The sequence below is a fragment of the Mucilaginibacter sp. P19 genome (assembly GCF_050632265.1).
In the GTDB taxonomy this organism is placed as follows: Bacteria; Bacteroidota; Bacteroidia; order Sphingobacteriales; family Sphingobacteriaceae; genus Mucilaginibacter; species Mucilaginibacter gossypii.
The window spans coordinates 2,083,747-2,107,331 of sequence record NZ_CP192586.1; the positions used below are offsets into that span (position 1 = coordinate 2,083,747).

The 23,585-nt window shown below is 43.0% G+C and carries 21 protein-coding genes and 3 pseudogenes; 17 read left to right on the forward strand and 7 right to left on the reverse strand.

Going from position 1 to position 23,585, the window contains the following annotated elements; genetic code table 11:
• Positions 1–810 precede the first annotated feature (810 nt).
• Positions 811–2,004, forward strand: coding sequence for a mannonate dehydratase (gene uxuA / locus ACQ86K_RS09925; RefSeq protein WP_431200271.1), 1,194 nt, complete (start codon positions 811–813; stop codon positions 2,002–2,004).
• 83 nt (positions 2,005–2,087) lie between these two features.
• Here the strand turns inward: uxuA and ACQ86K_RS09930 are convergent, their stop codons facing one another.
• On the reverse strand, positions 2,088–2,450 hold the full coding sequence (locus tag ACQ86K_RS09930; protein WP_431200272.1) for a SnoaL-like domain-containing protein: 363 nt from the start codon (positions 2,448–2,450) through the stop codon (positions 2,088–2,090).
• A 293-nt stretch (positions 2,451–2,743) separates the two neighbouring features.
• On the opposite strand from ACQ86K_RS09930, the pseudogene ACQ86K_RS09935 reads away from it, so the two are divergent.
• The 7 genes and pseudogenes from ACQ86K_RS09935 (at position 2,744) to ACQ86K_RS09965 (ending at position 6,592) form a co-directional block, all read left to right on the forward strand.
• Positions 2,744–3,177, forward strand: a pseudogene (locus ACQ86K_RS09935) (RNA polymerase sigma factor).
• Between the two features lie 11 nt (positions 3,178–3,188).
• Complete coding sequence (locus ACQ86K_RS09940; RefSeq protein WP_431200273.1) at positions 3,189–3,680, forward strand: anti-sigma factor family protein; 492 nt, start codon at positions 3,189–3,191, stop codon at positions 3,678–3,680.
• Positions 3,681–3,715: 35 nt separating this feature from the next.
• Positions 3,716–4,003 carry a HEAT repeat domain-containing protein gene (locus ACQ86K_RS09945; RefSeq protein ID WP_431200274.1) on the forward strand — a complete coding sequence of 96 codons (288 nt, stop codon included), beginning with the start codon at positions 3,716–3,718 and terminating at the stop codon, positions 4,001–4,003.
• 14 nt (positions 4,004–4,017) lie between these two features.
• Positions 4,018–4,383 (forward strand): hypothetical protein, encoded by a 366-nt coding sequence (locus tag ACQ86K_RS09950; protein ID WP_431200275.1) that lies wholly within the window; start codon positions 4,018–4,020, stop codon positions 4,381–4,383.
• Between the two features lie 32 nt (positions 4,384–4,415).
• Complete coding sequence (locus tag ACQ86K_RS09955) at positions 4,416–4,880, forward strand: hypothetical protein (protein ID WP_431200276.1); 465 nt, start codon at positions 4,416–4,418, stop codon at positions 4,878–4,880.
• 11 nt (positions 4,881–4,891) lie between these two features.
• Positions 4,892–5,716, forward strand: a complete 825-nt coding sequence (locus ACQ86K_RS09960; RefSeq protein ID WP_431200277.1) for a DUF4097 family beta strand repeat-containing protein — start codon at positions 4,892–4,894, stop codon at positions 5,714–5,716.
• A 465-nt stretch (positions 5,717–6,181) separates the two neighbouring features.
• Positions 6,182–6,592 carry an RNA recognition motif domain-containing protein gene (locus ACQ86K_RS09965; RefSeq protein ID WP_091175364.1) on the forward strand — a complete coding sequence of 137 codons (411 nt, stop codon included), beginning with the start codon at positions 6,182–6,184 and terminating at the stop codon, positions 6,590–6,592.
• Positions 6,593–6,680: 88 nt separating this feature from the next.
• Here ACQ86K_RS09965 and ACQ86K_RS09970 read toward each other — a convergent pair whose 3' ends face one another.
• Complete coding sequence (locus tag ACQ86K_RS09970; RefSeq protein WP_091175361.1) at positions 6,681–8,024, reverse strand: FAD-binding protein; 1,344 nt, start codon at positions 8,022–8,024, stop codon at positions 6,681–6,683.
• Positions 8,025–8,276: 252 nt separating this feature from the next.
• Between ACQ86K_RS09970 and ACQ86K_RS09975 the strand changes: the two are divergent.
• The 4 genes and pseudogenes from ACQ86K_RS09975 (at position 8,277) to ligD (ending at position 13,652) form a co-directional block, all read left to right on the forward strand.
• A pseudogene (locus ACQ86K_RS09975) lies at positions 8,277–8,920 on the forward strand (carbohydrate-binding family 9-like protein).
• A gap of 31 nt (positions 8,921–8,951) precedes the next feature.
• Positions 8,952–10,247, forward strand: coding sequence for a sugar MFS transporter (locus tag ACQ86K_RS09980; RefSeq protein ID WP_431200278.1), 1,296 nt, complete (start codon positions 8,952–8,954; stop codon positions 10,245–10,247).
• A 496-nt stretch (positions 10,248–10,743) separates the two neighbouring features.
• Positions 10,744–10,920, forward strand: coding sequence for a DUF3606 domain-containing protein (locus ACQ86K_RS09985; protein ID WP_091175355.1), 177 nt, complete (start codon positions 10,744–10,746; stop codon positions 10,918–10,920).
• 7 nt (positions 10,921–10,927) lie between these two features.
• Positions 10,928–13,652, forward strand: a pseudogene (gene ligD, locus ACQ86K_RS09990) (DNA ligase D).
• A 270-nt stretch (positions 13,653–13,922) separates the two neighbouring features.
• On the opposite strand, the gene ACQ86K_RS09995 reads toward ligD, so the two are convergent.
• The 3 genes from ACQ86K_RS09995 to ACQ86K_RS10005 all read right to left on the reverse strand — a co-directional run bounded on the left by ACQ86K_RS09995 (position 13,923) and on the right by ACQ86K_RS10005 (position 15,916).
• Entirely contained in the window at positions 13,923–14,759 is an 837-nt protein-coding gene (locus ACQ86K_RS09995; RefSeq protein WP_431200279.1) for an IS3 family transposase, read from the reverse strand.
• Complete coding sequence (locus tag ACQ86K_RS10000; protein WP_431200280.1) at positions 14,752–15,120, reverse strand: transposase; 369 nt, start codon at positions 15,118–15,120, stop codon at positions 14,752–14,754. The genes ACQ86K_RS09995 and ACQ86K_RS10000 overlap by 8 nt, the downstream gene beginning before the upstream one ends.
• Positions 15,121–15,409: 289 nt before the next feature.
• Positions 15,410–15,916 (reverse strand): hypothetical protein, encoded by a 507-nt coding sequence (locus tag ACQ86K_RS10005; protein ID WP_091168283.1) that lies wholly within the window; start codon positions 15,914–15,916, stop codon positions 15,410–15,412.
• A gap of 207 nt (positions 15,917–16,123) precedes the next feature.
• Between ACQ86K_RS10005 and msrA the strand changes: the two genes are divergently transcribed.
• The 3 genes from msrA to ACQ86K_RS10020 all read left to right on the forward strand — a co-directional run bounded on the left by msrA (position 16,124) and on the right by ACQ86K_RS10020 (position 18,427).
• Positions 16,124–16,732 (forward strand): peptide-methionine (S)-S-oxide reductase MsrA, encoded by a 609-nt coding sequence (gene msrA / locus ACQ86K_RS10010; protein WP_090526174.1) that lies wholly within the window; start codon positions 16,124–16,126, stop codon positions 16,730–16,732.
• A complete protein-coding gene (msrB, locus tag ACQ86K_RS10015) occupies positions 16,732–17,250 on the forward strand; it encodes a peptide-methionine (R)-S-oxide reductase MsrB (RefSeq protein WP_091168280.1) in 519 nt (172 codons plus the stop codon). The genes msrA and msrB overlap by 1 nt, the downstream gene beginning before the upstream one ends.
• A 145-nt stretch (positions 17,251–17,395) precedes the next feature.
• Positions 17,396–18,427 carry a class I fructose-bisphosphate aldolase gene (locus ACQ86K_RS10020; RefSeq protein ID WP_091168277.1) on the forward strand — a complete coding sequence of 344 codons (1,032 nt, stop codon included), beginning with the start codon at positions 17,396–17,398 and terminating at the stop codon, positions 18,425–18,427.
• A 47-nt stretch (positions 18,428–18,474) separates the two neighbouring features.
• On the opposite strand, the gene ACQ86K_RS10025 is transcribed toward ACQ86K_RS10020, so the two are convergent.
• Together ACQ86K_RS10025 and ACQ86K_RS10030 are read right to left on the reverse strand one after the other, a co-directional pair.
• On the reverse strand, positions 18,475–19,572 hold the full coding sequence (locus ACQ86K_RS10025) for an alginate lyase family protein (protein WP_091168276.1): 1,098 nt from the start codon (positions 19,570–19,572) through the stop codon (positions 18,475–18,477).
• Positions 19,573–19,579: 7 nt separating this feature from the next.
• The gene (locus ACQ86K_RS10030) at positions 19,580–21,142 is read right to left on the reverse strand and encodes a M20/M25/M40 family metallo-hydrolase (RefSeq protein ID WP_256337423.1); all 1,563 of its coding nucleotides are present in this window, start codon (positions 21,140–21,142) and stop codon (positions 19,580–19,582) included.
• 206 nt (positions 21,143–21,348) lie between these two features.
• On the opposite strand from ACQ86K_RS10030, the gene ACQ86K_RS10035 reads away from it, so the two are divergent.
• Together ACQ86K_RS10035 and ACQ86K_RS10040 are read left to right on the forward strand one after the other, a co-directional pair.
• Positions 21,349–22,635, forward strand: a complete 1,287-nt coding sequence (locus ACQ86K_RS10035; RefSeq protein ID WP_091168275.1) for an esterase-like activity of phytase family protein — start codon at positions 21,349–21,351, stop codon at positions 22,633–22,635.
• Between the two features lie 417 nt (positions 22,636–23,052).
• On the forward strand, positions 23,053–23,583 hold the full coding sequence (locus tag ACQ86K_RS10040; protein ID WP_431200281.1) for a carboxypeptidase-like regulatory domain-containing protein: 531 nt from the start codon (positions 23,053–23,055) through the stop codon (positions 23,581–23,583).
• The last annotated feature ends 2 nt before the right edge of the window (positions 23,584–23,585 follow it).

A 23,585-nucleotide genomic window follows, 5' to 3' on the forward strand; every position in this document is an offset into this window, starting at 1 on the left:
AGGGTGAAGGCCGTGCCGATGGCTATGGGGCCAGGTTGTGCGCAAAGAAGCCTCTCTGCTGCAAGCCTTTTTGGTTACTTTTGTGGCGACAAAAGTAACTGGCCTCGCGCGGCCAAGAGCGCGATGATGTAAGTTTATAGAATAAAGTCTTTTATCTGCCTGCTGGGGATTGCTTCGTAACTCAGCAATGACATGGTGGATATGTCATTGCTCCTTCAGAGGCCACCGGATTTAAATCACTCAGCATGACACCCGTTTTTAACATGTCATGGGTAGCGATAGCGAAGGATCTTCTTCAATATGCAGCACTGCTATACAGGGCAAGAAGATGTTTCGTTATTACCCATATAAGCTATAGAACCCAGACTTACGAAGTTTTCAAAACTTCGTAAGTCTTTCCCCGTTTCACTCATTCACTTTTCAACCTGCCGAATTCCCAAACCCGTAGCGATCATTTCTTAACCTGTCCGGGGAATGCGTGAAGAAATCCCCATTATGTATTCGTAACTCAAAATAATTTGAATTAACTGTTAGGCTATTAAAAAAATATAACGATAATTGGCGCGTGATAATTGCAGCTTGATATGTGTTTACTGACATGGCTGTGTCAGTGTTCAATTTTTAAAAATCAGGTGTTCAATGAAATAAGTTGTTAAATGTTATTTTGTTGATTATTAGTGTTTTAGTTATTTTGCTGTAATATTTTGAACACTTAAGTGCTTGATTATCAATATTGGCTTTTTTTGAAGTGTTCAACCTTTCTAAAATTGAACACCCTGTTTTTGAATATTAAATCTACTACTATATAAAATGAGTGATACCAATACAAGCAATGCCTTCAGTATGATCAACACGATGCGTTGGTATGGCCCTAATGATCCTGTAAGTTTGGCCGATATCAGGCAGGCGGGGTGTACAGGCGTAGTAAGCGCCCTGCACCAGGTACCCAACGGCAAGGTATGGACAATTGAAGCCATTAACGAGCGCAAAGCCATCATCGAAGCTGCCGGGCTTACCTGGGATGTAGTTGAAAGCGTACCCGTGCATGAAGCCATCAAAACCCAAACCGGCGACTACCTGCAATACATCGAAAACTATAAACAAAGCCTGCAAAACCTGGCCGCCTGCGGGATCCATATCGTTACCTATAACTTTATGCCTGTACTGGATTGGACGCGTACCGATCTCGCTTTTACAGTTGAAGACGGCTCAAAGGCCCTCCGCTTTGAAAATGCTGCATTTATAGCTTTCGACGTATTTATGCTCAAAAGAGAAGGGGCCGAACAGGAGTATACCGCCGATGAACTTGCCCGTGCCAAAGCCCGTTTTGGTGGCATGAGCGATGATGACAAGCAACTACTTCAGCGCAATATAATAGCCGGCCTGCCCGGTAGCGAAGAAAGCTTTACGCTGGATAAATTCAGGGACGCCCTTGCTGCCTATGACGGCATTGATGCGGAAAGGCTGAGGCAAAACCTGATCTTTTTCCTGCAGCAGGTTATCCCGGTTGCCGACGCCAATAATATAAAAATGGTTATCCACCCGGACGATCCTCCATATGCCATTTTAGGCCTACCAAGGGTAGTGAGCACCGCCGAACATATCAACGCGCTTATTGAGGCTGTACCTTCATTAAACAATGGTTTATGCTTTTGCACAGGTTCATACGGAGTAAGATCGGATAATGACCTGCCAGCCATGGTAAAACAATTTGGCGACAGGATCAACTTCATCCACCTGCGCAGCACCCGCCGCAATGAGTTTGGCGATTTTTATGAGGATAACCACCTGGAAGGCGATGTGGATATGTACGCTGTGGTAAAAGAGTTGGTGCAGGTAATGAAACAACGTAAATTAAGTATCCCTATGCGCCCCGATCATGGTCACCAGATGCTTGATGACCTTAAAAAGAAAACTAATCCCGGTTATTCGGCCATTGGCAGGCTGCGTGGCCTTGCCGAATTAAGAGGGCTTGAGCTGGGTATTATCCGCTCAATGGAATAGTGATCTTTATTGCTCCGAAGATAAAAACAAAAGGCCTTTGCGGAGAGCGAAGGCCTTTGTCATTTATTATTGGTTAGGTGCGCTTAGCCCATATTATAAAAAAACTGCTCGGCTATAATTTTTCCGTCTTTCACTTCATAAACCGCAATTTCATTCATTGGAATACGGCCACCTTCTTTATAGGTAACATCCATATCCATGGTTACCGCGAAAAAATTACCGGTAACAATCGGGTCAGATACCTCGCCGCTGTGAATCTCCTGAACCGAGGCATACCAATATTCTGTTTTGCCTTTAACTGCCTCTTTACCTTCAGTAAGCTCCATTGGCGAACCTTTTGGCTCCCGGCTCACAATATTATCTGCATAAAGCTCATCAATAGCCTGGGTATGATTGCCTTCGCGGCAATACTGAACTAATTTTGCTGCTACTTCGGTGGTGGTCATGATGTTATGGTTTTAATTGTTATTATAAAGTTAGTTAATTACACTTCAAACCAATTGCCTGTTTGGTTTAAATTTCTGTTAAGTTTGATCGCCAATTGCATCCTCCAAAAAATAAAAATTTTCTGTAACCATTTTACGCCGCTGAAGTACTTAAGGTATATTACATAATTACAAACTGATTGAATACGCTTACAGACAATGCCATTATGCTAAAGGTGAAAGCCGGCGACCTTGACAGGATGGGTATGCTCTTTGAACGCTACAATCGGCAGTTGTATGGCTTTCTGTTCCACATGACCTACCAGCGCGAACTAAGTGAGGACATGGTACAGCAGGTTTTTTACAAAATGCTCAAATACCGGCACACGTTTACCGGCACCGGCGAATATATCCACTGGATGTACTCTATCGCCCGCAATGTTTTAAAAGATCACTGGCGCAAAAACAAACAGCAGGTACAACACGAGGGCGTGGAAGCGGCTGAAACCATGGCAGGGGGCCTGGTGCCGGATGAACAATTTGAAAAAAGCAAGCTAAGGCTGAGCTACATCGTGCCATGGAAAAGTTAAGTGAAAGCCAGCGCGAGATTTTGGCCCTGAGCCGTTTCCAGGAACTAAAATGCCAGGAGATAGCCGAAATACTGGGCATGACCGAAGGCACAGTAAAAGTGCGCATCCACCGGGCCATGCAGGAGCTTAAAAGTATTTATGTAAAAATGGAACGATAAAACAGTATAAGATGAAATGTGAGCTATATGAGGAACTGTTTACCGGTTGGATAAACAAAGAGTTAAGTCCTCAAGAAAGTGGGGCTTTAGAGCGACATATTGCAGGCTGTGCCAATTGTCGCGAAGAGCTGCAGGGGCTTCAGCAAATGTGGGATGCAATGGGCCAAATCGAAACGCCCGAACCATCGGCCAATATGGGCGTGAAGTTTTATACCATGCTGGATACCTACAAGGAATCTGTAAAAGAGCAAAGGAGTTTGTGGGCTGATATTAAATACAAGGTAAGCCGGATCTGGGAGTGGCAGCCACGCTGGCCCATGGCCTATAACCTGGCAATGGTTGTGATTTTAGTGGGTGCGGGGTACCTGTTTTTCGGTAAAAGCAAAAGTGATGATCAGGATAAACAACTGAAAGCCCTAAGCTCGCAGGTGCATGAGCTTAAACAAACCATGATGCTGGCCCTGCTTGAAAATCCATCAGCCTCCGAGCGGATCAGGGGGTAAGCTATACCAGTGAGATTAAACATGCGGATAAGCAGGTGATAGACGCCCTACTGGCTACGCTGAACAACGATCCAAATGTAAATGTACGCCTGAGCACGCTTGATGCGCTGACACACCTTACCGGTTATCCGGAAGTAAGGGAAGGCCTCATCAAATCAATAGTTGAGCAGGATTCGCCGCTGATGCAACTGGCCATTGCTGATGTCATGCTGAAACTGCAGGAAAAACGATCAGTAAAATCATTTAAAGAACTGCTGAAGCAAAAAGGCCTTGATAACGGCGTTCGCGATAAAATCAAACAAACGATAACCCAACTTATTTAAAAATAAACCCAATCATGAAAAGATCACTATTACCTGTGTTAGCAGGTCTGGGGCTTTGCCTTGCCCAAATTTCGGCTCATGCCCAGGATTATAAAGAGCATATCAGTAAACAATTCACTTTGCAGGGAGCGGCTTCGGGCACTACGCTGGCCATTTACAACATTTGGGGTTCCATAAGCGTGCAGGGATATTCAGGCAACCAGGTATCAATTGAGGTAGATGAAACCATCCGGGGCAAAAGCGCCGGTGATGTAGAAACCGGTAAAAAGAAGTTAAACTGGGATTCGATCAAAAGGCTGATAGCATTATCGCTTACACGGCCGAACCCTATGATACCCGCCCGCGCCGCAACTGGAACCGGGAGGATCGTCATCATATAGACTATACGGTAAAATTAGAGTATACTGTTAAAGTGCCCTATGGTATAAACCTGTGCGTATCAACGGTAAACGATGGTAACGTTGAAGTTAAAGATGTATATGGGGCATTAAAAGTAAATAATGTAAACGGCGGTATAACCATTGCCAATGCCAAAGGTACAACCAGTGCCCATACCATTAACGGGCCGCTTAATGTAACTTACCTCTCGGTGCCACCCGATGCTTCAAACTATTATACGCTTAATGGTAAGCTTGAAGTAACTTACCCGGCTAACCTCGCAGCTGATCTTGAATTTAAAAGTATGAACGGACAGTTTTATACCGATTTTCCGGATGCAGAGATTTTGCCTACAAGAGTAAGTAAAACTGAATCAAAAAGCGGCAGCAGCACTACTTACAAGCTTAGTAAAAATAATGGCGTACGTATAGGGGCAGGCGGAAAGCTATTTAAGTTTGAAACACTTAACGGCAATATTTATATCAAAAAACAACAATAAAAGATAACAACATGAAAACGATAAGATTTACAGGTATATTACTACTAACTGCGCTGTTAAGCACGAGGCTTTGGGCGCAGGACGGTGAAAAAGGGCAGTTAGTTGTGCCGTTAAGTGATCCGGGAAAGCCATATAAACTGGAAGTAGGATTGATTAACGGTTCAATAACCATAACAGGTTATGAGGGTAAGGATATTATTATTGATGCCCAGGGTGAAGAAAGAAAACACCGTGAAAAGGAACCGGCACCGGGCGGAATGAGGCGTTTATCGGCTGGAAGCAACCTGGATGTGCAGGCACAGGAAAACAATAACCAGGTAAACATTCATGGCAGCCCTAATAAAACTACTAATTTGACTATTAAAGTGCCCATGAATAGTACCAGCGTTAAATTATCCACGGTAAATAATGGTAATATCAATGCCAGCAATCTGAGCGGCGACCTGGAAATACGGAATGTTAACGGCTATATCAAACTAAATAATATATCAGGATCTGTTGTGGCCAATACGGTTAATGGCAATGTTGAGGTTAGCTTTAAAAGCATTGATGCAAAAGCGGCCATGGCATTTTCAACGCTTAATGGTAAGGTCGACGTTACCTTTCCGGCAAGTCTTAAAGCCAATGTAAAGTTAAAATCAGACCAGGGTGATATATTTACCGATTTTGATGTGGTAACCGAACAACGCAAACCGGTTGTTACAAAAAATAGCGGTGAAAAAGGAATGTACAGCTTGAAGATGGAGGATTGGGTTTACGGTAAAATAGCCGGTGGCGGTCCCGAATTATTGATGAAAACCACCTTCGGCAGTCTTTATATCCGCAAGGCAAAATAATTAAGCAGCGTTTAATAAGTTTTAACCAGGCATTACAATATTGAGGAACTATGGGTAATTTTATCAGCAATTTTCACCAGTTAACCAATAGTGCGAGGTGTTAACAGCAACGGTAAAAGAAAAAATCAAGCCGTGAATTCTCGAGCGATACCGATACTATATCAATCCTTTGAATAGCATCGATCCACAGTGATAATGCTCGTGTATATATATGCAGCTTAAGTAGCTAAATAAAGGGCAAGGGATTGATTATGAGTTGAGATAATATTTAAGACGCTAAAGAGGTTTGAATGGAAATAATCCAAAGCGATTTACTACACAATTAGTGTGAAAAAGCGTTCCGGGATAATATCCGGAACGCTTTTTTTGTAAATAAGCCTTTAACAGGTGGTTAAGCAATAGGCTAAACCATTTTTGTGCACTATATTTGCTGACTGGTTACCTATTGCAATTACTTGGTAGAGTATGATTAAGCTTTTTATCGTGGGTTTTCCGCGGGACATGGAAGAAATTGAACTTGTTGAACTGTTCAGTGCTTATGGCACGGTAAGCACCGTGCGGATAATTACCGATAAAGACAGCGGCATTAGTAAAGGTTATGGTTTTTTAGAAATGACTGATGAGGCAGGCGCTCAACGGGCAATTGACGCTATGAATGGTGCTACTATCGATGAGCGTGAGATAAGCGTGAGGATAGCAGAACAAAAGCACCAGCCGCAACAAAAGCAGCAATTTTCAAAACCTAAGCCCGGTTTTAACAAGGTAAAACCACAAGGTTACAATAAGCCCCGCTTTCCGCGCGAAAATAACCGCTATGAACAGCAGGAGGCTGCGGCCCCGGTAAGAGCAAAACGCCCGCGCAGGCAGCAGCCATAAGTTTTTTCGAAAAGCTTAAAGCAAAAAGCATAAGGCTAAAAGCTAATAAATTGATTTTTTAATTAGCTGCAGCCTTAGCCCATTGATTTCAGGAAGTATAAAGCTCGTTTGCTAAAAATTGGTTTCTGAATTTTCCATGCGGATCGTATTCGGCTACCAGAGCTTTAAAAGCATCCATCTTTTCGTAACGTGCTGCTAATGTTTTAGCAGGGATGGTAAAGATTTTACCCCAGTGTGGTTTTGCTTTAAACGGAGAAAGCTCCTGTTCAATTTGAGGGAGCAATTTCAACACAGCTTCTGTTTCCTGTTTCCAGGTAAAATGGATAGCCACCGATTTTTGATTATGGGCAGGGCTCATCCACAGGTCATCGGCGGCAATGGTGCGGATCTCGGTGATGAAAAGATGAGGGCCAATCTGCTTCCCTAATCGCGCCACTGCTTCGATAGCTTCAACGGCATGATCAAAAGGCACAAAAAACTCTGATTGTAGCTCCTTTCCGCTGCTTGGTGTAAAGCCCATTTTAAAATGCGGCAACCGCTCATACCATGGCCCCGGAACGCCCATTTGATCGGTGCAGTTTTCGGCAGAGAGCCCTATAATTGGGTGCAGGTTTTTTGTAGCTGCTTTTGCTCCGTAAAATTCCTTCAGGTTTTCGTCTTTATCGGTACCCATCCGGCTTTTTATCCAAACTTCGTTAATATCGTCACTTTGCCAGTCGGTAAACAGGCTAACACTATACCCGGCCGAAACAATTTTTTCAAAATGCTGCTTTAGCTCGCTCATAGGCAAGCCTGTAAATACATGCTGTTTCATCATGTAAGTTGGTTGTATTTGCAGGGTAACTTTGGTGATTACACCCAATGCTCCAAGCCCAACCACGGCCGCATTTAGCTTTATCGCATCTTTTGCTTTTGAAAGATGAACGATACTGCCATCGGCTTTAACAATTTCCAGCCCCACTACTGCGCTTGATAGGTTACCGTTTTTTACGCCCGAGCCATGTGTTGCCGTTGTAATTGAGCCGGCTACTGATATATGGGGCAACGAGGCGAGGTTATGCAGCGCAAAGCCCTCTTTATCGAGATGCGGGGCAAGCTCGCCGTATTTTATACCTCCTTCAACCGTAACTGTATGATTTTGCTTGTCGATGGATACCACTTTGTTCAGGTCGCGCGTGGAGAGCAGGTTATCTTTACTGTCTGCGATATTATTAAAGCAATGCCTGGTGCCCAATGCTTTTATTTTATCGTACTTATTAATGAGCTGCTGTACCTCTTCAACCGATTTTGGGTAAAATACATTGCCTGTGCTGTAAGTTAAATTACCCGACCAGTTTTGCAGGCGGGGTTGTTGCGCGAATGATTCGAATGATGATAATAAGGGAGACGCCATCAAGGTAGTACTTAATCGAATGAAAGTTTTTCTTTTCATAACAAATTGGTTAGTACAAGGTAGCTAATTATAAAGTAGAACTGAAAGAGAAATTGCAGGTGGTTCTCCGGTAAGCACGAGGATTGAAAAGTTTTTATATTTTTTTAATAAGTAAATTTAGATTATTAAAAAATTTATAAACTTTTTGTTTATTTTGGTAGAAAAATTAACATTAGCCTGTTAATTCTGCATGAATCATTGATTTGGAATGCGCTTTTGATAATTTGAAACTAAACATTTTATAAAATAACAGTGAAGGAAGTTTACGCCCCCTTTATTCCGGGTACTTACAATGAAAATAACCTTGATGAGCTATCGGTTTTACTCGAAAAAGGAGAAAAGTACGCTATCGATAATCTTTTATGGAGCGATACCCAATATTTTCCATCAGTTAATTTTTCAATAGCTCATGTCAAAAACGGTGTAGCCCTAAAATATTTTGTAGAGGAACAATATACACAGGTAACTTATAAAGCTGTAAATGATCCGGTTTATAAAGATAGCTGCGTGGAGTTTTTTATAAGTTTTGCCGATGACCAAAATTACTACAACCTGGAATTTAATGCCCTCGGGACTGCATTGGTTGGCTTTGGTAAAGACCGCAATGGAAGGCTGGCTGTACCTAATGATACGGTGAGTGGCATAAAAGTATTAAGTAAGATAAATTGGGCTGAAGATTTAGCCAGTTTTAATAAATGGGAGTTAACGTTGCTGGTTCCTTTTGATGTTTTTATTTATCATGATATTCAAACATTGAATGGCATAACCAGCCGGGCAAACTTTTTAAATGCGGCGATGACCTGCCCGAACCGCATTTTATAAGCTGGAGCAACATAGATAGCCCCGTACCTGATTTTCATTTGTCGCAGTTTTTTGGTACGGTAAAATTCATTTAAAATAAAATACCTCTAAATAAAATAATATACTATGGCCCAGGCAACAAGTTCAGTAATCGAATCGCCGGTAAAAAGATCAGCGATAAACCCAATTGTAATTATCGGTGCTTTATTTTTCATTTTTGGTTTTGTAACCTGGATGAACGGAACACTCATTCCCTACTTAAAAATAGCGTGCGAGCTGACTACCAAGGAAGCATATTTTGTAACTACAGCTTTTTATATTGCTTACGTTGTTATGGGTATTCCCGCCGGAAAAACCATCAAAAAGTTTGGATTTAAAAACGGGATGGCCATAGGCTTGTTTGTAATGGCAATAGGTGCATTGATATTTATCCCCGCTGCAATGACCCGTACTTACGGGATATTTTTAATTGGCTTGTTTGTTCAGGGCACTGGGCTAACCGTGCTGCAAACCGCTTCAAACCCCTATATCACTATTTTGGGGCCTGCCGAAACTGCTGCCCGGCGGATCAGTATCATGGGGATCTGTAACAAGATCGCCGGCGCTTTAGCACCTGTTATTTTGGGTACTGTAGTACTCGCCAATATTGATTCGATAACCGAAAAGCTTAAAACTTTAAGTGCAACAGAAAAAGCACTGGAGTTAAATGAGCTGGCATCAAGGGTGATTATGCCCTACAGTATCATGGTGGTAGTTTTGATTTTGCTGGCCATCCTTATTTATTTTTCATCATTACCCGAGATCAACACCGAGCATGAAGACAGAACCGTAGCTGCCGCAAATACCAATAAAACAAGTATTGTACAGTTTCCGCATTTGATGCTTGGCGTAGCAACCCTGTTTGTTTATGTAGGTGCCGAAGTTATTGCCGGCGATTCAATTTCACTTTACGGCACTTCTCAACATATCCCATTATCAACAGCTAAATTTTTTACATCATGTACTTTGATCTCCATGATCGTTGGTTACCTGGTTGGTGTTTTCTGTATCCCGAAACTTATCACACAACAAAAAGCGTTGGTAGCTTCGGCAATTTTGGGTCTCATTTTAACCATTGCAACATTGTTAACCCACGGCTACGCATCGGTATTTTGTATTGCATTGCTTGGTTTGGCCAATTCGTTAATGTGGCCTGCTATATGGCCGCTGGCATTGGCCGGTTTAGGCCGCTTTACTAAAATAGCATCTTCATTATTGGTTATGGGCATTGCAGGTGGCGCTGTTTTGCCCCCGCTCTATGGTTATTTTTCGGAAAAGTTTTCGGCGCAGTCTGCCTATATTTTGCTTATTCCTATTTACCTGTTTATCCTTTTTTATTCTACAATAGGGCATAAGGCCGGCAGGCAAAACATAAAAGCCTGATCGTAACATTCTTTTAAGCGTTTTATCTAAAAGCCTGGGAAGCGAAACTTCTCAGGCTTTGTTGTTTGAAACTGTCCTGAATGCGATTTAAAAACTGTTTGTAGCATCAATAAAAGGGCGGGTGTTTATCACTAATAATCGTTAAACAATCGTCGATACTCGAAATATGGTGAATTTTAATTAGTGGTATTGATGTAACCTGTTGGTATTTAAATAGTTGTAAAATGGCACGCGGTATGCTTAAGTTTTACACAGCAAACCAAATTAAAATATCTAAAAAAATAACTATGGAAACGTTTATATTCTGGGTAACCCGCTTGGTATTGCTTGCCTGCCTTGCTGTACTGGTTTACATGATGATGCCAAACTACGCCGACCAAAGTGATGGGTGGGAGTAACCATCTGCTGATTAATAAATTTTAGTACAATAATTTATTAATTAATAATCAAACCTTTAATTGGCCGATCTGTTAATATATCAATCATAAAACTAATCATGAACAACGGGAACAAAGCGGGATTGCATGACAACAGCATCATCAATACCAGCGAAAATTATGAGGTTGAGTATTGGGCAAACAAATTTGGAGTTCGCCCGGAAAGGTTAAAAACAGCGGTACGTGCCGTTGGGAATTCAGCCGTCGCGGTAGCCAAATTTTTGAACAACAAATAGCACCACTATGAGCCTGGAAAAGTATGCAGAAAAACGCGATTTTAGCAAAACCCGTGAGCCCAAAGCGGGGAGGAGCAAGGACAAAGACCACCTGATGTTTGTGATCCAAAAGCATGATGCTTCGCGTTTACACTATGATTTCAGGCTTGAAATGGATGGTGTACTTAAAAGCTGGGCCATACCCAAAGGCCCCTCAACCGATCCTAAGGTCAAGCGCCTTGCTATGATGGTTGAGGATCATCCATTTGACTACCGGAATTTTGAAGGCCTGATCCCCAAAGGTGAGTATGGCGGCGGTACCGTTATAGTTTGGGATGAGGGTACTTATGAGCCCATTGAAGAGATCAAAGGCAAAAAAGCCCAGGAAAAACACCTGCTTAAACAACTCGAGGCAGGGTCGGTAAAGATCAAACTGCATGGCGAGAAGCTGGAGGGTGAATATGCCCTTGTTAAAACTCATGGTATGGGCGAAAACGGCTGGCTGCTCATTAAGCACAATGATCAATTTGCGTCGGTTAAAGATATTACCAAAAAAGATAAATCTATTCTTTCTGGAAAAACCATTGAAAATATGGAAAAAACCAGCGAAAAGGTTTGGCAGCACGGGCATGAAGAGGATGTAGAAAAGCCTGAAAAAACAGGTAAAAAAAGTCCTGAACGAACCCGTTGAACAACTGGAAAAGAAAGTGGACACTAATGATACGGAGGATTTTGATGTTGAACAACTACTAAAAAAAGCACCTGAATCAAAAGCGCCAACTAAGATAAAGCCAATGAAGGCCACCCTTGTAGACGAGCCTTTTGATGACCCCGATTGGCTTTACGAGGTTAAATGGGATGGCTACAGGGCCATTGCCGTGATCGACAAGAAAGGAGCGGAGCTGATCTCCCGTAATAATCTTCCTTTTGATAAATATTATCCAATTAATAAATTACTGAAAGACTGGCAGATCAATGCTGTAATTGATGGCGAGATCCTGGTATTGAATGATAAAGGTGTTTCCGATTTTGGAGCGCTGCAAAACTGGCGGAGCGAGGCCGATGGCAATTTGGTTTATTATGTTTTCGATATCCTTTGGTATGAGGGTAAAAACCTGATGGGATTGCCCCTTAAACAACGCCAGGCTATCTTAAGTGCGGTTCTTCCCACCAATGATGACCGCATCCGTCAAAGCAAAGTTTTTGATACAGGTGGGATCGAATTTTTTAACGCCGCCGAAAGGATTGGACTGGAAGGTATCATCGCTAAAAAAGCCAGCAGTGTTTATACTTCCGATCTTCGCTCAAAAGAGTGGCTTAAAATAAAAGTGCAACGCAGGCAGGAAGTGATCATTGCCGGCTTTACCAAAAATGCGGGCACTTCCAAATCGTTCAGCGCGCTGGTGCTTGCTTTATATGATGATAAGGGTAAACTACAGTATGCCGGTAAAGTGGGTACAGGCTTTTCTGATAAACTGCAGAAAGAAATGATGGAACAGTTTAAGCCGCTTATTACCGATAAAAGTCCGTTTGAAGTGGAGCCTGATGTGGATAAGCCGTCAAGGTTCAGGCCGCAGCGATTAGGGGCCAAACCCACCTGGCTTAAACCCGAATTGGTTTGCGAGGTGGCATTTGCTGAAGTGACCAATGATGGAGTGTTCAGGCAAGCCTCTTTTAAAGGGATGCGTAGCGATAAAAAAACAAAAGATGTTGTACTGGAAACTCCGAAACATACCGCCGAAACCGTTGAGGAAGCCGAAGGAGCTGATAATGATACACACGCTAAAGCCATTAAGCCCGTGAAAAATACTGACCGGAAAACCCTTCTTAATCCTAAAGATGAAACCCAGGTACGCAAAATTTGCGGACATGAGCTCAAATTTACACACCTGAGCAAAGTTTACTGGCCCGAAGATGGTGTAACCAAGCGGGATATGTTCAACTACTATTACCAGGTCGCTGAATATATTTTACCTTATTTAAAGGATAGGCCTATGTCGCTCAACAGGTTTCCTAATGGCATTCATGGGCCAAGTTTTTACCAAAAGGATGTGAAAGGTAAAGCACCCGATTGGATTACTAAAACTTTCCCTTACACCACCAGCGAAGGGGAACATAAAGAATATCTGGTAGGTTCTGATGAATCTTATTTACTATGGATGGCATCACTGGGATGTATTGAAATGAACCCCTGGTTTAGCCGGGTACAATCGCCGGATAATCCTGATTACTGCGTGATCGACCTCGATCCGGATAAAAATACGTTCGACCAGGTTATTGCGGCCGCTTTGGAGGTAAAAAAAGTGCTTGACGCTATAGATGTACCTTCATACTGTAAAACATCGGGATCAACAGGGATGCATATTTATATCCCGTTGGGCGCGAAGTATGATTATGATCAGTCACAGATGTTTGCGCGGCTCGTGGTGGGCATTGTTCATAAGCAAATTCCCGATTATACAAGTTTGGAACGTATGGTAGCCAAGCGAAATGGTAAAATGTACCTTGATTTTCTGCAGAACCGTCCGGGAGCTACCGTAGCGGGGCCGTATTCCTTAAGACCTAAACCGGGCGCTACTGTTTCTATGCCCCTGCATTGGGACGAAGTGAAACCTGGGCTCACCATGAAAGATTTTACCATTTTTAATTCCATCGACCGCCTTAAAGAAACCGGCGACCTTTTTAAAGGTGTACTGGCAAAAGGCATCGACCTGGAAAAAACTATTAAGAAGGCGAAGAGTGTGTTTGAGTAGAATTTAATAGATTGTGATGCTGAGTGTTTAAACCCGGAGGCCTCTGAAGGTGAAATGACAAAAGATGGCCTGTCAGTCTGAGCCTGTCGAAGACCCGTGCGCAGAGGCCTGCCCGCTGGGGTGTGATGGTTTATCCGGACAGTTGATCTGTCATGATTTATAAAAGTAAAAATAAATAACTTGTTGTTTGTTTGTGGTGTTGAAATGTGGGAAACTCGGAGAGTTTTCCATATTTCAACACGTTTTTCTTTTTTTGCTTCTTTTTTCTTTTTATCGGGCCTCCGCTTTTTGTGGATAACTTGCCTTTCGCTCAAACGCCATCGGGCTGATATAGCCTAAGGCTGAATGTCTTCGGATAGGGTTATAGTACATTTCAATATATTCAAATATCTCGCTGCGGGCATTTTCTATATTTTCAAAAGAGCCGTCCTGCAATAGCTCGGCTTTAAACCGGGAGAAGTACGATTCCATAAAAGCATTGTCATACGGATTGTCCGCATCGCTCATGCTTTGTAGTACATGACACCTGGCAAGCCATCGGCGGAATATATTCCCTGCATATTGTCCGCCACGATCTGAATGAACGATCAACCCCTTATCAGCTTTACGATTGCTATAGGCCTTCTGAAACGCCTCCAGTACAAGGGCCTCTTTCATGTGGTGCAACAACTGCCACCCGATCACTCTGCGGGAAAACAGATCCATCCATACCGCCAGATAGCACCAGGATCCTTCTCTTAGCGGGATATAGGTGATATCGCCAACCCATATCTGGTCTATCCCTGATGGCGGTAACCTGTCTTTCAACCGGTTGGGGCTGATTGGATATGGATGTCGGCTATCTGTTGTCCGGGGCACAAATGATCTGGGTTGAATCGCTTTCAATCCATTTTGATGTAAGATACGCCGTACCCGGTAATGACCTATCTTTAATCCCTGGTCTGACAACTCCGGGACTAACCTACGGATACCATAACGGTGTTTATGTAACCGGAAGGCTTCAACTACCTGCGCTTCGATCTTCTTTTGAACTGAGCATTCAGCCTGCTCATCCTGCTTACGATAGGCATAGTAACAGCTCCTGCTCACCGATAATACATCACACATCCTTATCACCGGAAAAAACAGCTCCTGTGATAAAATAAAAGCGTACACCTGCTTTAAGTTGTCCGGCTGAAAATGCCCAATGCTTTTTTAAGATATCCCTTTCCTGCTCCACTTCTCGCAGACGTACCTTCATTCGTTCATATTCTTCTACCGATACAATCGGCGTTTCTGACCCTGGCGATTTCAGCGCCGATGATCCCGTTGTTTCTTTATAACGGCTTTTCCATTTGTGGATCAAATTCTCCCTGATCCCCAACGAAGCGGCCACGTCCACAACCGAACGACCACTAAAAACCATCTTCAATACATCCGACCTAAAATCCGCATCGTAAACACGGCGGCTTGACTTTTTCTTGTCCATTGATTTGCTAAGTTAAGCATCTCGACTGTCCGGCTTTACCGATGCATCTCACGCCATGCTTCGACGGGCTACCCATGACACCCGTTTTAAGTTGTCATGGGTGGGAACGAAGCATCTTCTTCGCCCTGTATAGCAGTTTTGCTTATCGAAGAAGATCTTGTGCTATCGCTGCCATTGACAAGTTGGCAATATGCTGATTATCAGATACAAAAAAAGTCATCTGCAATGCGATCATTTGTGCGCAAATAAACCCTACTCAGGGCGACAATCGGTTAAATTCAATGCTGTTTCACGCCACAGCAGCCGATAGTATTATCCCATTATGCGCATTCACTACACCGTTGGCATAGCCATTATTATCTATGAACATCTTTTCGTTCTCTATCAGGAAATGCGCTCCGCCAACAAAGAAATTTCCTTTAATGGTTAGTACACGGTCAGGATGCTGCGCGTGGATCTCATTCAGCACATGGCTTGATAAACCGCTGTATTCATGCGGATCGAACTGATACACATCCAGTACAGGCTCCGCGTGTCCGGGTTGAAATATCTTAACACGGCCTTTAGTTACATCAAGGCGTATATCAGCGCCGTTTTCATTGGTATTAGCACTTATCCTGATCGTTTCGCCGTTAGGAGCGTTAATATTGGCCTCGATGGTAAGCACTTTGCCCTTTTGCTCATTATAAAATGAAAGGATCCTCAAAAACTCAATATTACTAAGCCCATCGCTATAAGTAAGCGTATTTTGCTCGCACAAAAATATGGTAGTCCCAAAAATGAATGCATGTTTCATGACGGAAATTTTAATTGGTTAATTGATATTGATACAATTAGCAAAATCTCAAAATGTTTTAAATTTCCATTATTCTTTCGAAGTAAAACAGCATGTTTTGTCAAACAACTATCACAAAGCATTAATATGGTAATTTTGCTCAACGCTCCCCGTGTTTTTTACGTTAGTTACTGCAAATACGCATCGTATAAAACCTATATGTTATACATGAAAAAAATAACTTGTTTCATAGCTGTACTGTTAACGGCTTGTTTTTCTGTTTCGGCATCTGCCCCTAAAAAAGTGTTAGATACCGCTACTTTTGCTACAGGGTGCTTCTGGTGCACCGAAGCTAAATTTCAGCAATTAAAAGGGGTTGAAAAAGTGATCTCCGGATTTTCCGGCGGGCATGTGGCCAACCCATCCTACGAGTTGGTTTGCACTGGTACAACCGGTCATGCAGAAGCTTGCAATATCATCTACGACCCAGCAAAAATTACCTATGACGAGTTGCTGGCTGCATTTTTTGTGGCGCATGACCCAACGCAATTAAACAGGCAGGGTAATGATGTAGGCACACAATACCGGTCGGCTATATTTTATCATAATGCCCGGCAAAAGCAAAAGGCCCAATATTACATCACGAAGCTGAACGCCGAAAAAGCCTATAAAGATCCGATAGTGACACAAGTGGTGCCATACAAAGCTTTTTACAAGGCCGAAGACTATCATCAAAACTATTTTAACCAGAATGGCAGCCAACCATACTGTAAATATGTGATCCAGCCCGAACTGGAGAAGTTTAAAAAAGTATTTAAAGATAAACTGAAGCAATAATGAAAGCGGTATTTATGATAGCAGCGCTGTTGTTTTTTACAACGGGAATGTTTGCACAGCAGGCAAAGACAATAAAGGGGCACGAAAATAATCCTTATTACTCCAATACCGATACCCGGCATTTAAATGTATCGAACGCCGAGTGGAAAAAAATCCTGCCGCCTGCTTTGTACGCCACTGCAAGAGAACAGGAAACCGAACGCGCATTTACCGGTAAATACTGGAACAAGGATACTAAAGGCACTTATTACTGCGCGGTATGCGGCAACAAACTTTTTCGCTCAGATGCCAAATTTGCAAGCGACTGCGGCTGGCCGAGTTTTTACGAACCCGTGCGCAAAAAAAGTGTAATTTATAAAGAGGATAACTCGTACGGCATGCAGCGTACCGAGGTGATCTGCGCCCGCTGTGATTCGCACCTGGGGCATATATTTGATGATGGTCCGCCGCCAACACATAAAAGGTTTTGTATGAACTCCGTTTCTCTTGATTTTGTACCTGAAGGATTTGGACTGTAAGCTGGCGTGACAATTATTAACGACCGGTTCGTTACATCAATTTACCTGCTAAAGTCATCCACAAGTAAACCTGCAATATTCTCTTTGCCGCTTGAAACAAGTATGAATTAACTTGTGTTATTCACCAATAATCAAGCAATCACTTATGGAACTGCAAAGCCTGAAATATATCGCAAAACAGCTTATGGCCGGTAATAAAGGCCTTTTGGCAATGGACGAAAGTACTAATACCTGTAACAAACGTTTTAAAGCGCTGAATATCCCGCAAACGGAAGAATACCGCCGCAAATACCGCGACCTGATCGTGAACACGCCGAAGCTGGAAGAAGCCATTAGCGGGGCCATTTTGTTTGATGAAACCATAAGGCAAAGCACCCCGGATGGTAAACTGTTTGTTGATATCCTGAAAGAAAAAGGAATTATCCCCGGTATCAAAGTGGATGAAAGTGCAAGGGACATGGATGGTTTCCCTGGTGAAAAAATAACTGAAGGATTGGACGGTTTGCCTGAACGCCTGGCCGAATATTATAAAATGGGCGCTCGTTTTGCCAAATGGCGGGCGGTTATAACCATAGGTGAAAATACTCCAACAAGTGGAAGCATCAAAGCCAATGCTTTTCTGTTGGCCCGCTACGCGATTATTTGCCAGGAGGCAGGTATTGTGCCTATTGTGGAGCCCGAAGTTTTAATGGATGGAGATCACTCGCTTCAAACTTGTGCTGAAGTAACTAATGAGGTTTTGCATGCTGTATTTAACCAGTTGTACCAGCAAAGGGTAAATTTTGAGGGTATGATATTAAAGCCCAATATGATAGTGCCTGGTATTAAAGCTGCCCAACAGGATAGTGCTGATGTGGTGGCCGATGCTACCATCAATTGTTTTTTACGCTGCGTGCCTGCCGCTGTGCCCGGTATCGCGTTCCTTTCTGGCGGACAATCTCCCGAACTGGCATCCGAGCGGTTAAACGCTATGCATGTACGCTTTAAAGATAAAATGCCCTGGGCATTAACTTTTTCATATTCAAGGGCTGTGCAGCAACCTGCACTGGAAAAATGGGGCGGTAAAGATGAAAATATTGAAGAGGCACAAAAGCTGTTATATGAACGTGCCCATATTAATACAGTAGCCCGTGATGGCAAATATACACCGGAGCTGGAGAAGCATCCAGTAGCATAAAACAAAAACGCCGCCTTTTTTCGGGCGGCGTTTTTGTTGGCTTGTTTTTATAGTCCCTTAACTTTGTAATGGGTATAGGTGGTAAATCCTAAAAACGTATTATCAACAGGCACGCCAAGCGGCGCCTGTAAGCCTCTCAGATAATTTAGGTTATCAGTATTATAATGACCATAGGCAACCTCAACGCCCGGGAAAATCCGGCTGTTTAAGTTGCAGTAATCGCAGCCGGTTTTCTGCTCATAGGCTTTCCGCATAAAATCATATCCAAGACTGATGTTTTTATTGCCGATCTTCCATAAACTATTATCTCCCTGTATTTTGGCAATAGCAGCAGCATATGCGTAAGCTGTTAACGAATATTGATAATGCACGCAGTCTTTACGTACGCAAAGCTCGGGTAGGGTACCATCCGGTTGAATGATATTTGACAATTCTTTTACCAACAAATCGTGCCCGGCACGATAAACGGAATCCTGATCTAAAAACACACCGATGGCCATTTTTGCATATCCTGCAGAGGCATCCCAGTTGTTTTTATAATCGGGGATCTTGTTGATGTAATTATCTTTTACATTGATAAGATATTTACTGAACTGTTCAATATCAGCAACAGCCCATCCGGCAGATTTACCCTGCACCTTATAATATCTGATGATTTCGGCAGCAGCCACAAAACTTGGTGTTGTCCATGATGCTTCCAGATCGGGCTGGTTGGGGGTGGTTTTTCCTTCAAGCAGACCATAGTCTTTAAATGCATATGCCCAGCCATTCAGTAAACCAATTGCCTTTTTTGCATAATCAGCGTTACCGGTAGCAGCCCAGGCCAGTGCGAGAGCGTAAACCAGTTCGCAATCTTTTCTGATCTGCGTTTTTGACGGTGATGTAGCCCCATTTGAACCTACAACGATGGTGGATGGGAATGATGCCGGGTACTCATGATCTTTAATAAAATCCAGCACTTTTTGATAGGCTGCTATACGCATTGTATCACCGGCCTTTAGTTGTGTGCTGATGAGGTCCAAACTGCCCCTGGTATTTAAAATACCAGGATGCACAAATTTGGTTTTATTGTTTTCCTGTGCTTGCAAACTAAAGCTTAAGAGCAGCAACAGGAATGTAAATAAGGCCGTTTTATTATATCTCATCTTCAGCCTACTTATCCAATCCGCCGCGGCGCGTTGCTTTAACCTGTGCAGGCCATTTAATGCCTTCGGTTTTGGTGTTAACGGTTTTTTGCGGGTCTTCGCTGGCCATGTAAGCCATGATTGCAGCTAAAATGGCATTGTTTTTCAGATCGTCGAAAACAACTTTATCATAAGTATCGCGGTTGGTGTGCCATGTATATGATCCGTACGACCAGTTAAGCGAACCCAAAGAAAAGCCGGGCGCGCCAACAGCTACAAACGATGCAAAATCAGACCCGCCACCGCCTGGCTGACCAGGAAATACGGTTTTGATCCGGTTTTTGATCGTATCAGGTACAGCGGCAAGCCATCTGCTTAAATAATCCTTAGCTTCCACAAAACCCTGCCCGGTAAGGTTTACCACGCGGCCGGTGCCATTATCCTGGTTAAACAAAGCTTGCAGATTACTAACAATTTCGGGATGGTCCTCAACAAAAGCGCGTGAGCCGTTCAGGCCTTCCTCTTCGCTGCCCCAATGGCCTACTAATATGGTACGTTTTGGGTGTGGATAGAATTTTTTCAGCAGGCGCATAGCTTCCATCATGGTCAAAGTACCTGTACCGTTATCGGTAGCACCCGTACCGCCATCCCACGAATCAAAGTGCGCGCTCAGCATTACATACTCATTGGGTTTTTCGGTGCCTTTGATTTCGGCAATGGTATTAAAGGTTGGCACTACACCTAATTCTTTTGATTCGCAATGAATACTAATCACCGGTTTGTTGCCCGATTCACTCAGGCGGTAAAGCATGCCATAATCTTCCAATGCAATATCAACCGTAGGCACGATTTTGGTATAGGCAGCAAAGATCTTATCAACCCCAAATCCGGCCGACCAGTTATTGGTCAGAATACCTGCTGCGCCAGCATTTTCCAACGCCACGGGCAAAGTTTTATTGGTAAACCCGGTTTTGCTGATGCGTTTTTTCCATGCATCGGTTTGGGCGGTGCGTTCGGCTTTCATTTTATCAAATGATTCCTTCAGGGCAAACTCCTGCCAGTTATAATCGGGCCTGCCGGTTGGCTGGAGCATGGAGATCATTACAAATTTACCCTTTACATTGGGGAGCCATTGTTGAAAGGCTACCGAATCGGCCACATCCGGTAGGATAATTACCTCGGCAGTAGTGGTCTTTTTGTCCATGCCCGGGCTCCAGGCCAGTTGCGTGCCTTCTAATGATTTTGCCCTTGGCGATACCATATCAATATGCGAGATCCCGCGTTCCCAGCCGCGCCATTCGCCCCATTTTTCGTTTTTAGCCTGGATGTCCCAGCTTTTGTATTTAGCAACTGCCCAGTCGTTTGCCTGTTTCATTTGCGGCGTACCAACCAAACGGGGGCCGATACCATCAAACAGCTCATGCGCCAGTTTTTCCAGTTGCGAATTGGTGGTTTCTTCGGTCATGATGCTGTTGATAACCGGGTTAGTTGATTGTGCCGAAGCTATGCCGCTGCAAAGCAGCATGCCCAAAACAAAAGGCCTTGCCTTGTTCCAAAGGTTGTTGCAGGTATAATGGTAAATATGTTTCATAAGGTTAAAAATATGAAAAAGCGGATGAGGTAATACGTTTTATCTTAAATGATATTGGTAAGTAACATAAATATTGCAAAATGTTGAGTTGTTTATATGTTCAGATTTAATAGAGTTTGTGCTTGTAGGTTAAATTATTGTTATAGAATTAACAATAGATTTATATATGGCCGATTCCTTTGTAAAACTAATCGATCACTTATCAAATGAAAAAACAATTACTTAGCGTCATCGCGTTATCCGCGGCGATCCTTTCTTCCTGCCATAATGATAATAAGATAAATCCTTTCAGCTATCCTGATATGGCCGAGGCGCAAAACCCGGCTATCCTTTTCACCACTGCCGACGGCGTAAAGGTTTATAACGGCGGCTTTGGATCCGCAGTGGCAGCAGATCCAAACCACAAAGATGTATTTTACCTGCTTACCGACCGCGGCTCAAACGTGGCCGGGCAGACAGCCAATTCCATCATCATCGGTAAACCGGATTTTGATCCGCAGATAGGTAAATTCAGGTTAAAAGATGATAAACTGGTGCTGGAACAAACCATAGAGTTAAAAAATGCCAACGGCGTGAAATTAAATGGTTTACCAAACCCCGCCGGAATGGGAGCTTCGGGCGAAATTCCATTTGATCTGAGCGGAAATCAGTTATCTCCAAGTGCTGATGGTATTGATTCGGAAGGTTTGGTTCTGGCATCCGACGGTACTTTTTGGGTAAGTGACGAATACGGTCCGCATATAGTACACTTTGATGCCAGCGGCAAAACCATCGAACGCATTAACCCTTACGGATCAGGCACCGGCGGCCGTAAAATTCCTGCTGTATTTGCTACCCGCAGGGCTAACCGCGGTATGGAAGGGTTAGCCATCACACCCGATGGCAAAACACTGGTTGGCATGATGCAATCGCCAATGTATAACCCATCTAAAGCAAAGGTTGCTAATTCAACTGTATTGCGCATCCTTACCTTTGATATTGCAACGGGCAATACAAAACAGTATGCTTACCTTATGGATAATACTTCATTAACAGGCGTTAGTGACATAACCGCCGTTAATGCCACTACATTCTTAACTATTGAACGCGATGGTAAGTTCGGAGGTGCGCCTACCGATGCCGCTAAGTTCAAAAAAGTATTTAAAATAGATATCAGCAATGCTACCGATATCTCCGACCCCGCAAACGGCGCCAACGGCAAATTATATAACACAAAAACTGTTGAAGAGCTTAATGATTTAGCCGGTTTACAGGCCGCTGGTATTACCCCGGTTACCAAAACCCAGGTGCTTGATTTGCTAAAAGATTTGCCAACTGTTTACCCTCATGATAAAGCCGAAGGTTTGACTTTACTACCGGGTAATATCCTTGCCATATCTAACGATGATGACTTCGGTGTTATTGATAATGGTAAAAACGGTTTTGCTGCAAAAATTTTACCGGCTACCAATTCGGTTGACAGGAACAGGATTTATTTTGTGAAGCTAAAATAGGGGATTTAAAAAGTTAAAAATGATCAATGCCTTCCGGTGTTAACTGGTAGGCATTTTTGTTTATACAACCTGCACAACGTTAGGTTAATGTTTTAAAATCAAAATCAATTTTATTGTTAAAATAACATTTATTCGGTGATTTAATTTTAACATTGATATGTATTATTTTATCACGATGGCGATAATATATTGACTTTCGGTTTTGTTTTTAATCTTTAACTAATTGATAATTAGTTATTTGAAATTTTAAATTTATATTTTTGGGTTATGTTAAAATAATACAAAAAACCACTCATATCGTATTATAATCGATTGTTACCTCTGGCTACTTTTACTTAGCATATAATCTCTTTGGCGACAACTGTTAAGAAGTGATCATGTGCTTTAAACCAATTTTAACAAATTAAAGTAAAACGTATGAGAGGAAAACTACGTATCAAAAAAGTTGTGGCCTTAATCTGTACAAGTTTATCATTTGTGTTGATAAGCCTGTCGGGGCAAGCCCAAAGTAAATTGATTACCGGTAAGATCACCGGTTCGGACAACGGACTACCTTTGCCGGGTGTTACCGTTAAGATAAAAGGGAGCACGCAGGCTGCGGGTTCAAAGGCCGATGGTACCTACTCAATAACCGCCGGTAACAATGAAACACTTGTTTTTAGCTTTGTTGGCTTCTTAAACCAGGAAGTTGCCATAAACGGCAGATCGGTTATTAACGTATCGTTAGTGCCCGATAATAAAACACTGACCGAGGTAGTTGTTGTGGGTTATGGTACTACTAAGCGTAAAGATTTAACGGGGGCTATTAGTTCAATCAACGCCGATCAGGTAGGTAAAGTGCCTGTGACCAGCGTTGACCAGGCTTTGCAAGGCAGGGCAGCGGGTGTACAGGTTACTAACAATGATGGCGCACCCGGTAGTAGTGTGAGTGTATTGATCAGGGGGTAGGT

Bases quoted from the DNA above. Each gene is read 5' to 3' on its own strand.
- ACQ86K_RS10040 (WP_431200281.1), top strand. From the start codon at position 23,053: ATGAGAGGAAAACTACGTATCAAAAAAGTTGTGGCCTTAATCTGTACA.
- ACQ86K_RS09965 (WP_091175364.1), top strand. From the start codon at position 6,182: ATGATTAAGCTTTTTATCGTGGGTTTTCCGCGGGACATGGAAGAAATT.
- ACQ86K_RS10030 (WP_256337423.1), bottom strand. From the start codon at position 21,142: ATGAAACATATTTACCATTATACCTGCAACAACCTTTGGAACAAGGCA.
- msrA (WP_090526174.1), top strand. From the start codon at position 16,124: ATGAAAAAAATAACTTGTTTCATAGCTGTACTGTTAACGGCTTGTTTT.
- ACQ86K_RS09985 (WP_091175355.1), top strand. From the start codon at position 10,744: ATGAACAACGGGAACAAAGCGGGATTGCATGACAACAGCATCATCAAT.
- ACQ86K_RS09930 (WP_431200272.1), bottom strand. From the start codon at position 2,450: ATGACCACCACCGAAGTAGCAGCAAAATTAGTTCAGTATTGCCGCGAA.
- ACQ86K_RS10035 (WP_091168275.1), top strand. From the start codon at position 21,349: ATGAAAAAACAATTACTTAGCGTCATCGCGTTATCCGCGGCGATCCTT.
- ACQ86K_RS09960 (WP_431200277.1), top strand. From the start codon at position 4,892: ATGAAAACGATAAGATTTACAGGTATATTACTACTAACTGCGCTGTTA.
- ACQ86K_RS09995 (WP_431200279.1), bottom strand. From the start codon at position 14,759: ATGTGTGATGTATTATCGGTGAGCAGGAGCTGTTACTATGCCTATCGT.
- msrB (WP_091168280.1), top strand. From the start codon at position 16,732: ATGAAAGCGGTATTTATGATAGCAGCGCTGTTGTTTTTTACAACGGGA.
- ACQ86K_RS09940 (WP_431200273.1), top strand. From the start codon at position 3,189: ATGAAATGTGAGCTATATGAGGAACTGTTTACCGGTTGGATAAACAAA.
- ACQ86K_RS10025 (WP_091168276.1), bottom strand. From the start codon at position 19,572: ATGAGATATAATAAAACGGCCTTATTTACATTCCTGTTGCTGCTCTTA.
- ACQ86K_RS10020 (WP_091168277.1), top strand. From the start codon at position 17,396: ATGGAACTGCAAAGCCTGAAATATATCGCAAAACAGCTTATGGCCGGT.
- ACQ86K_RS10005 (WP_091168283.1), bottom strand. From the start codon at position 15,916: ATGAAACATGCATTCATTTTTGGGACTACCATATTTTTGTGCGAGCAA.
- ACQ86K_RS09950 (WP_431200275.1), top strand. From the start codon at position 4,018: ATGAAAAGATCACTATTACCTGTGTTAGCAGGTCTGGGGCTTTGCCTT.
- ACQ86K_RS10000 (WP_431200280.1), bottom strand. From the start codon at position 15,120: ATGGACAAGAAAAAGTCAAGCCGCCGTGTTTACGATGCGGATTTTAGG.
- uxuA (WP_431200271.1), top strand. From the start codon at position 811: ATGAGTGATACCAATACAAGCAATGCCTTCAGTATGATCAACACGATG.
- ACQ86K_RS09980 (WP_431200278.1), top strand. From the start codon at position 8,952: ATGGCCCAGGCAACAAGTTCAGTAATCGAATCGCCGGTAAAAAGATCA.
- ACQ86K_RS09970 (WP_091175361.1), bottom strand. From the start codon at position 8,024: ATGAAAAGAAAAACTTTCATTCGATTAAGTACTACCTTGATGGCGTCT.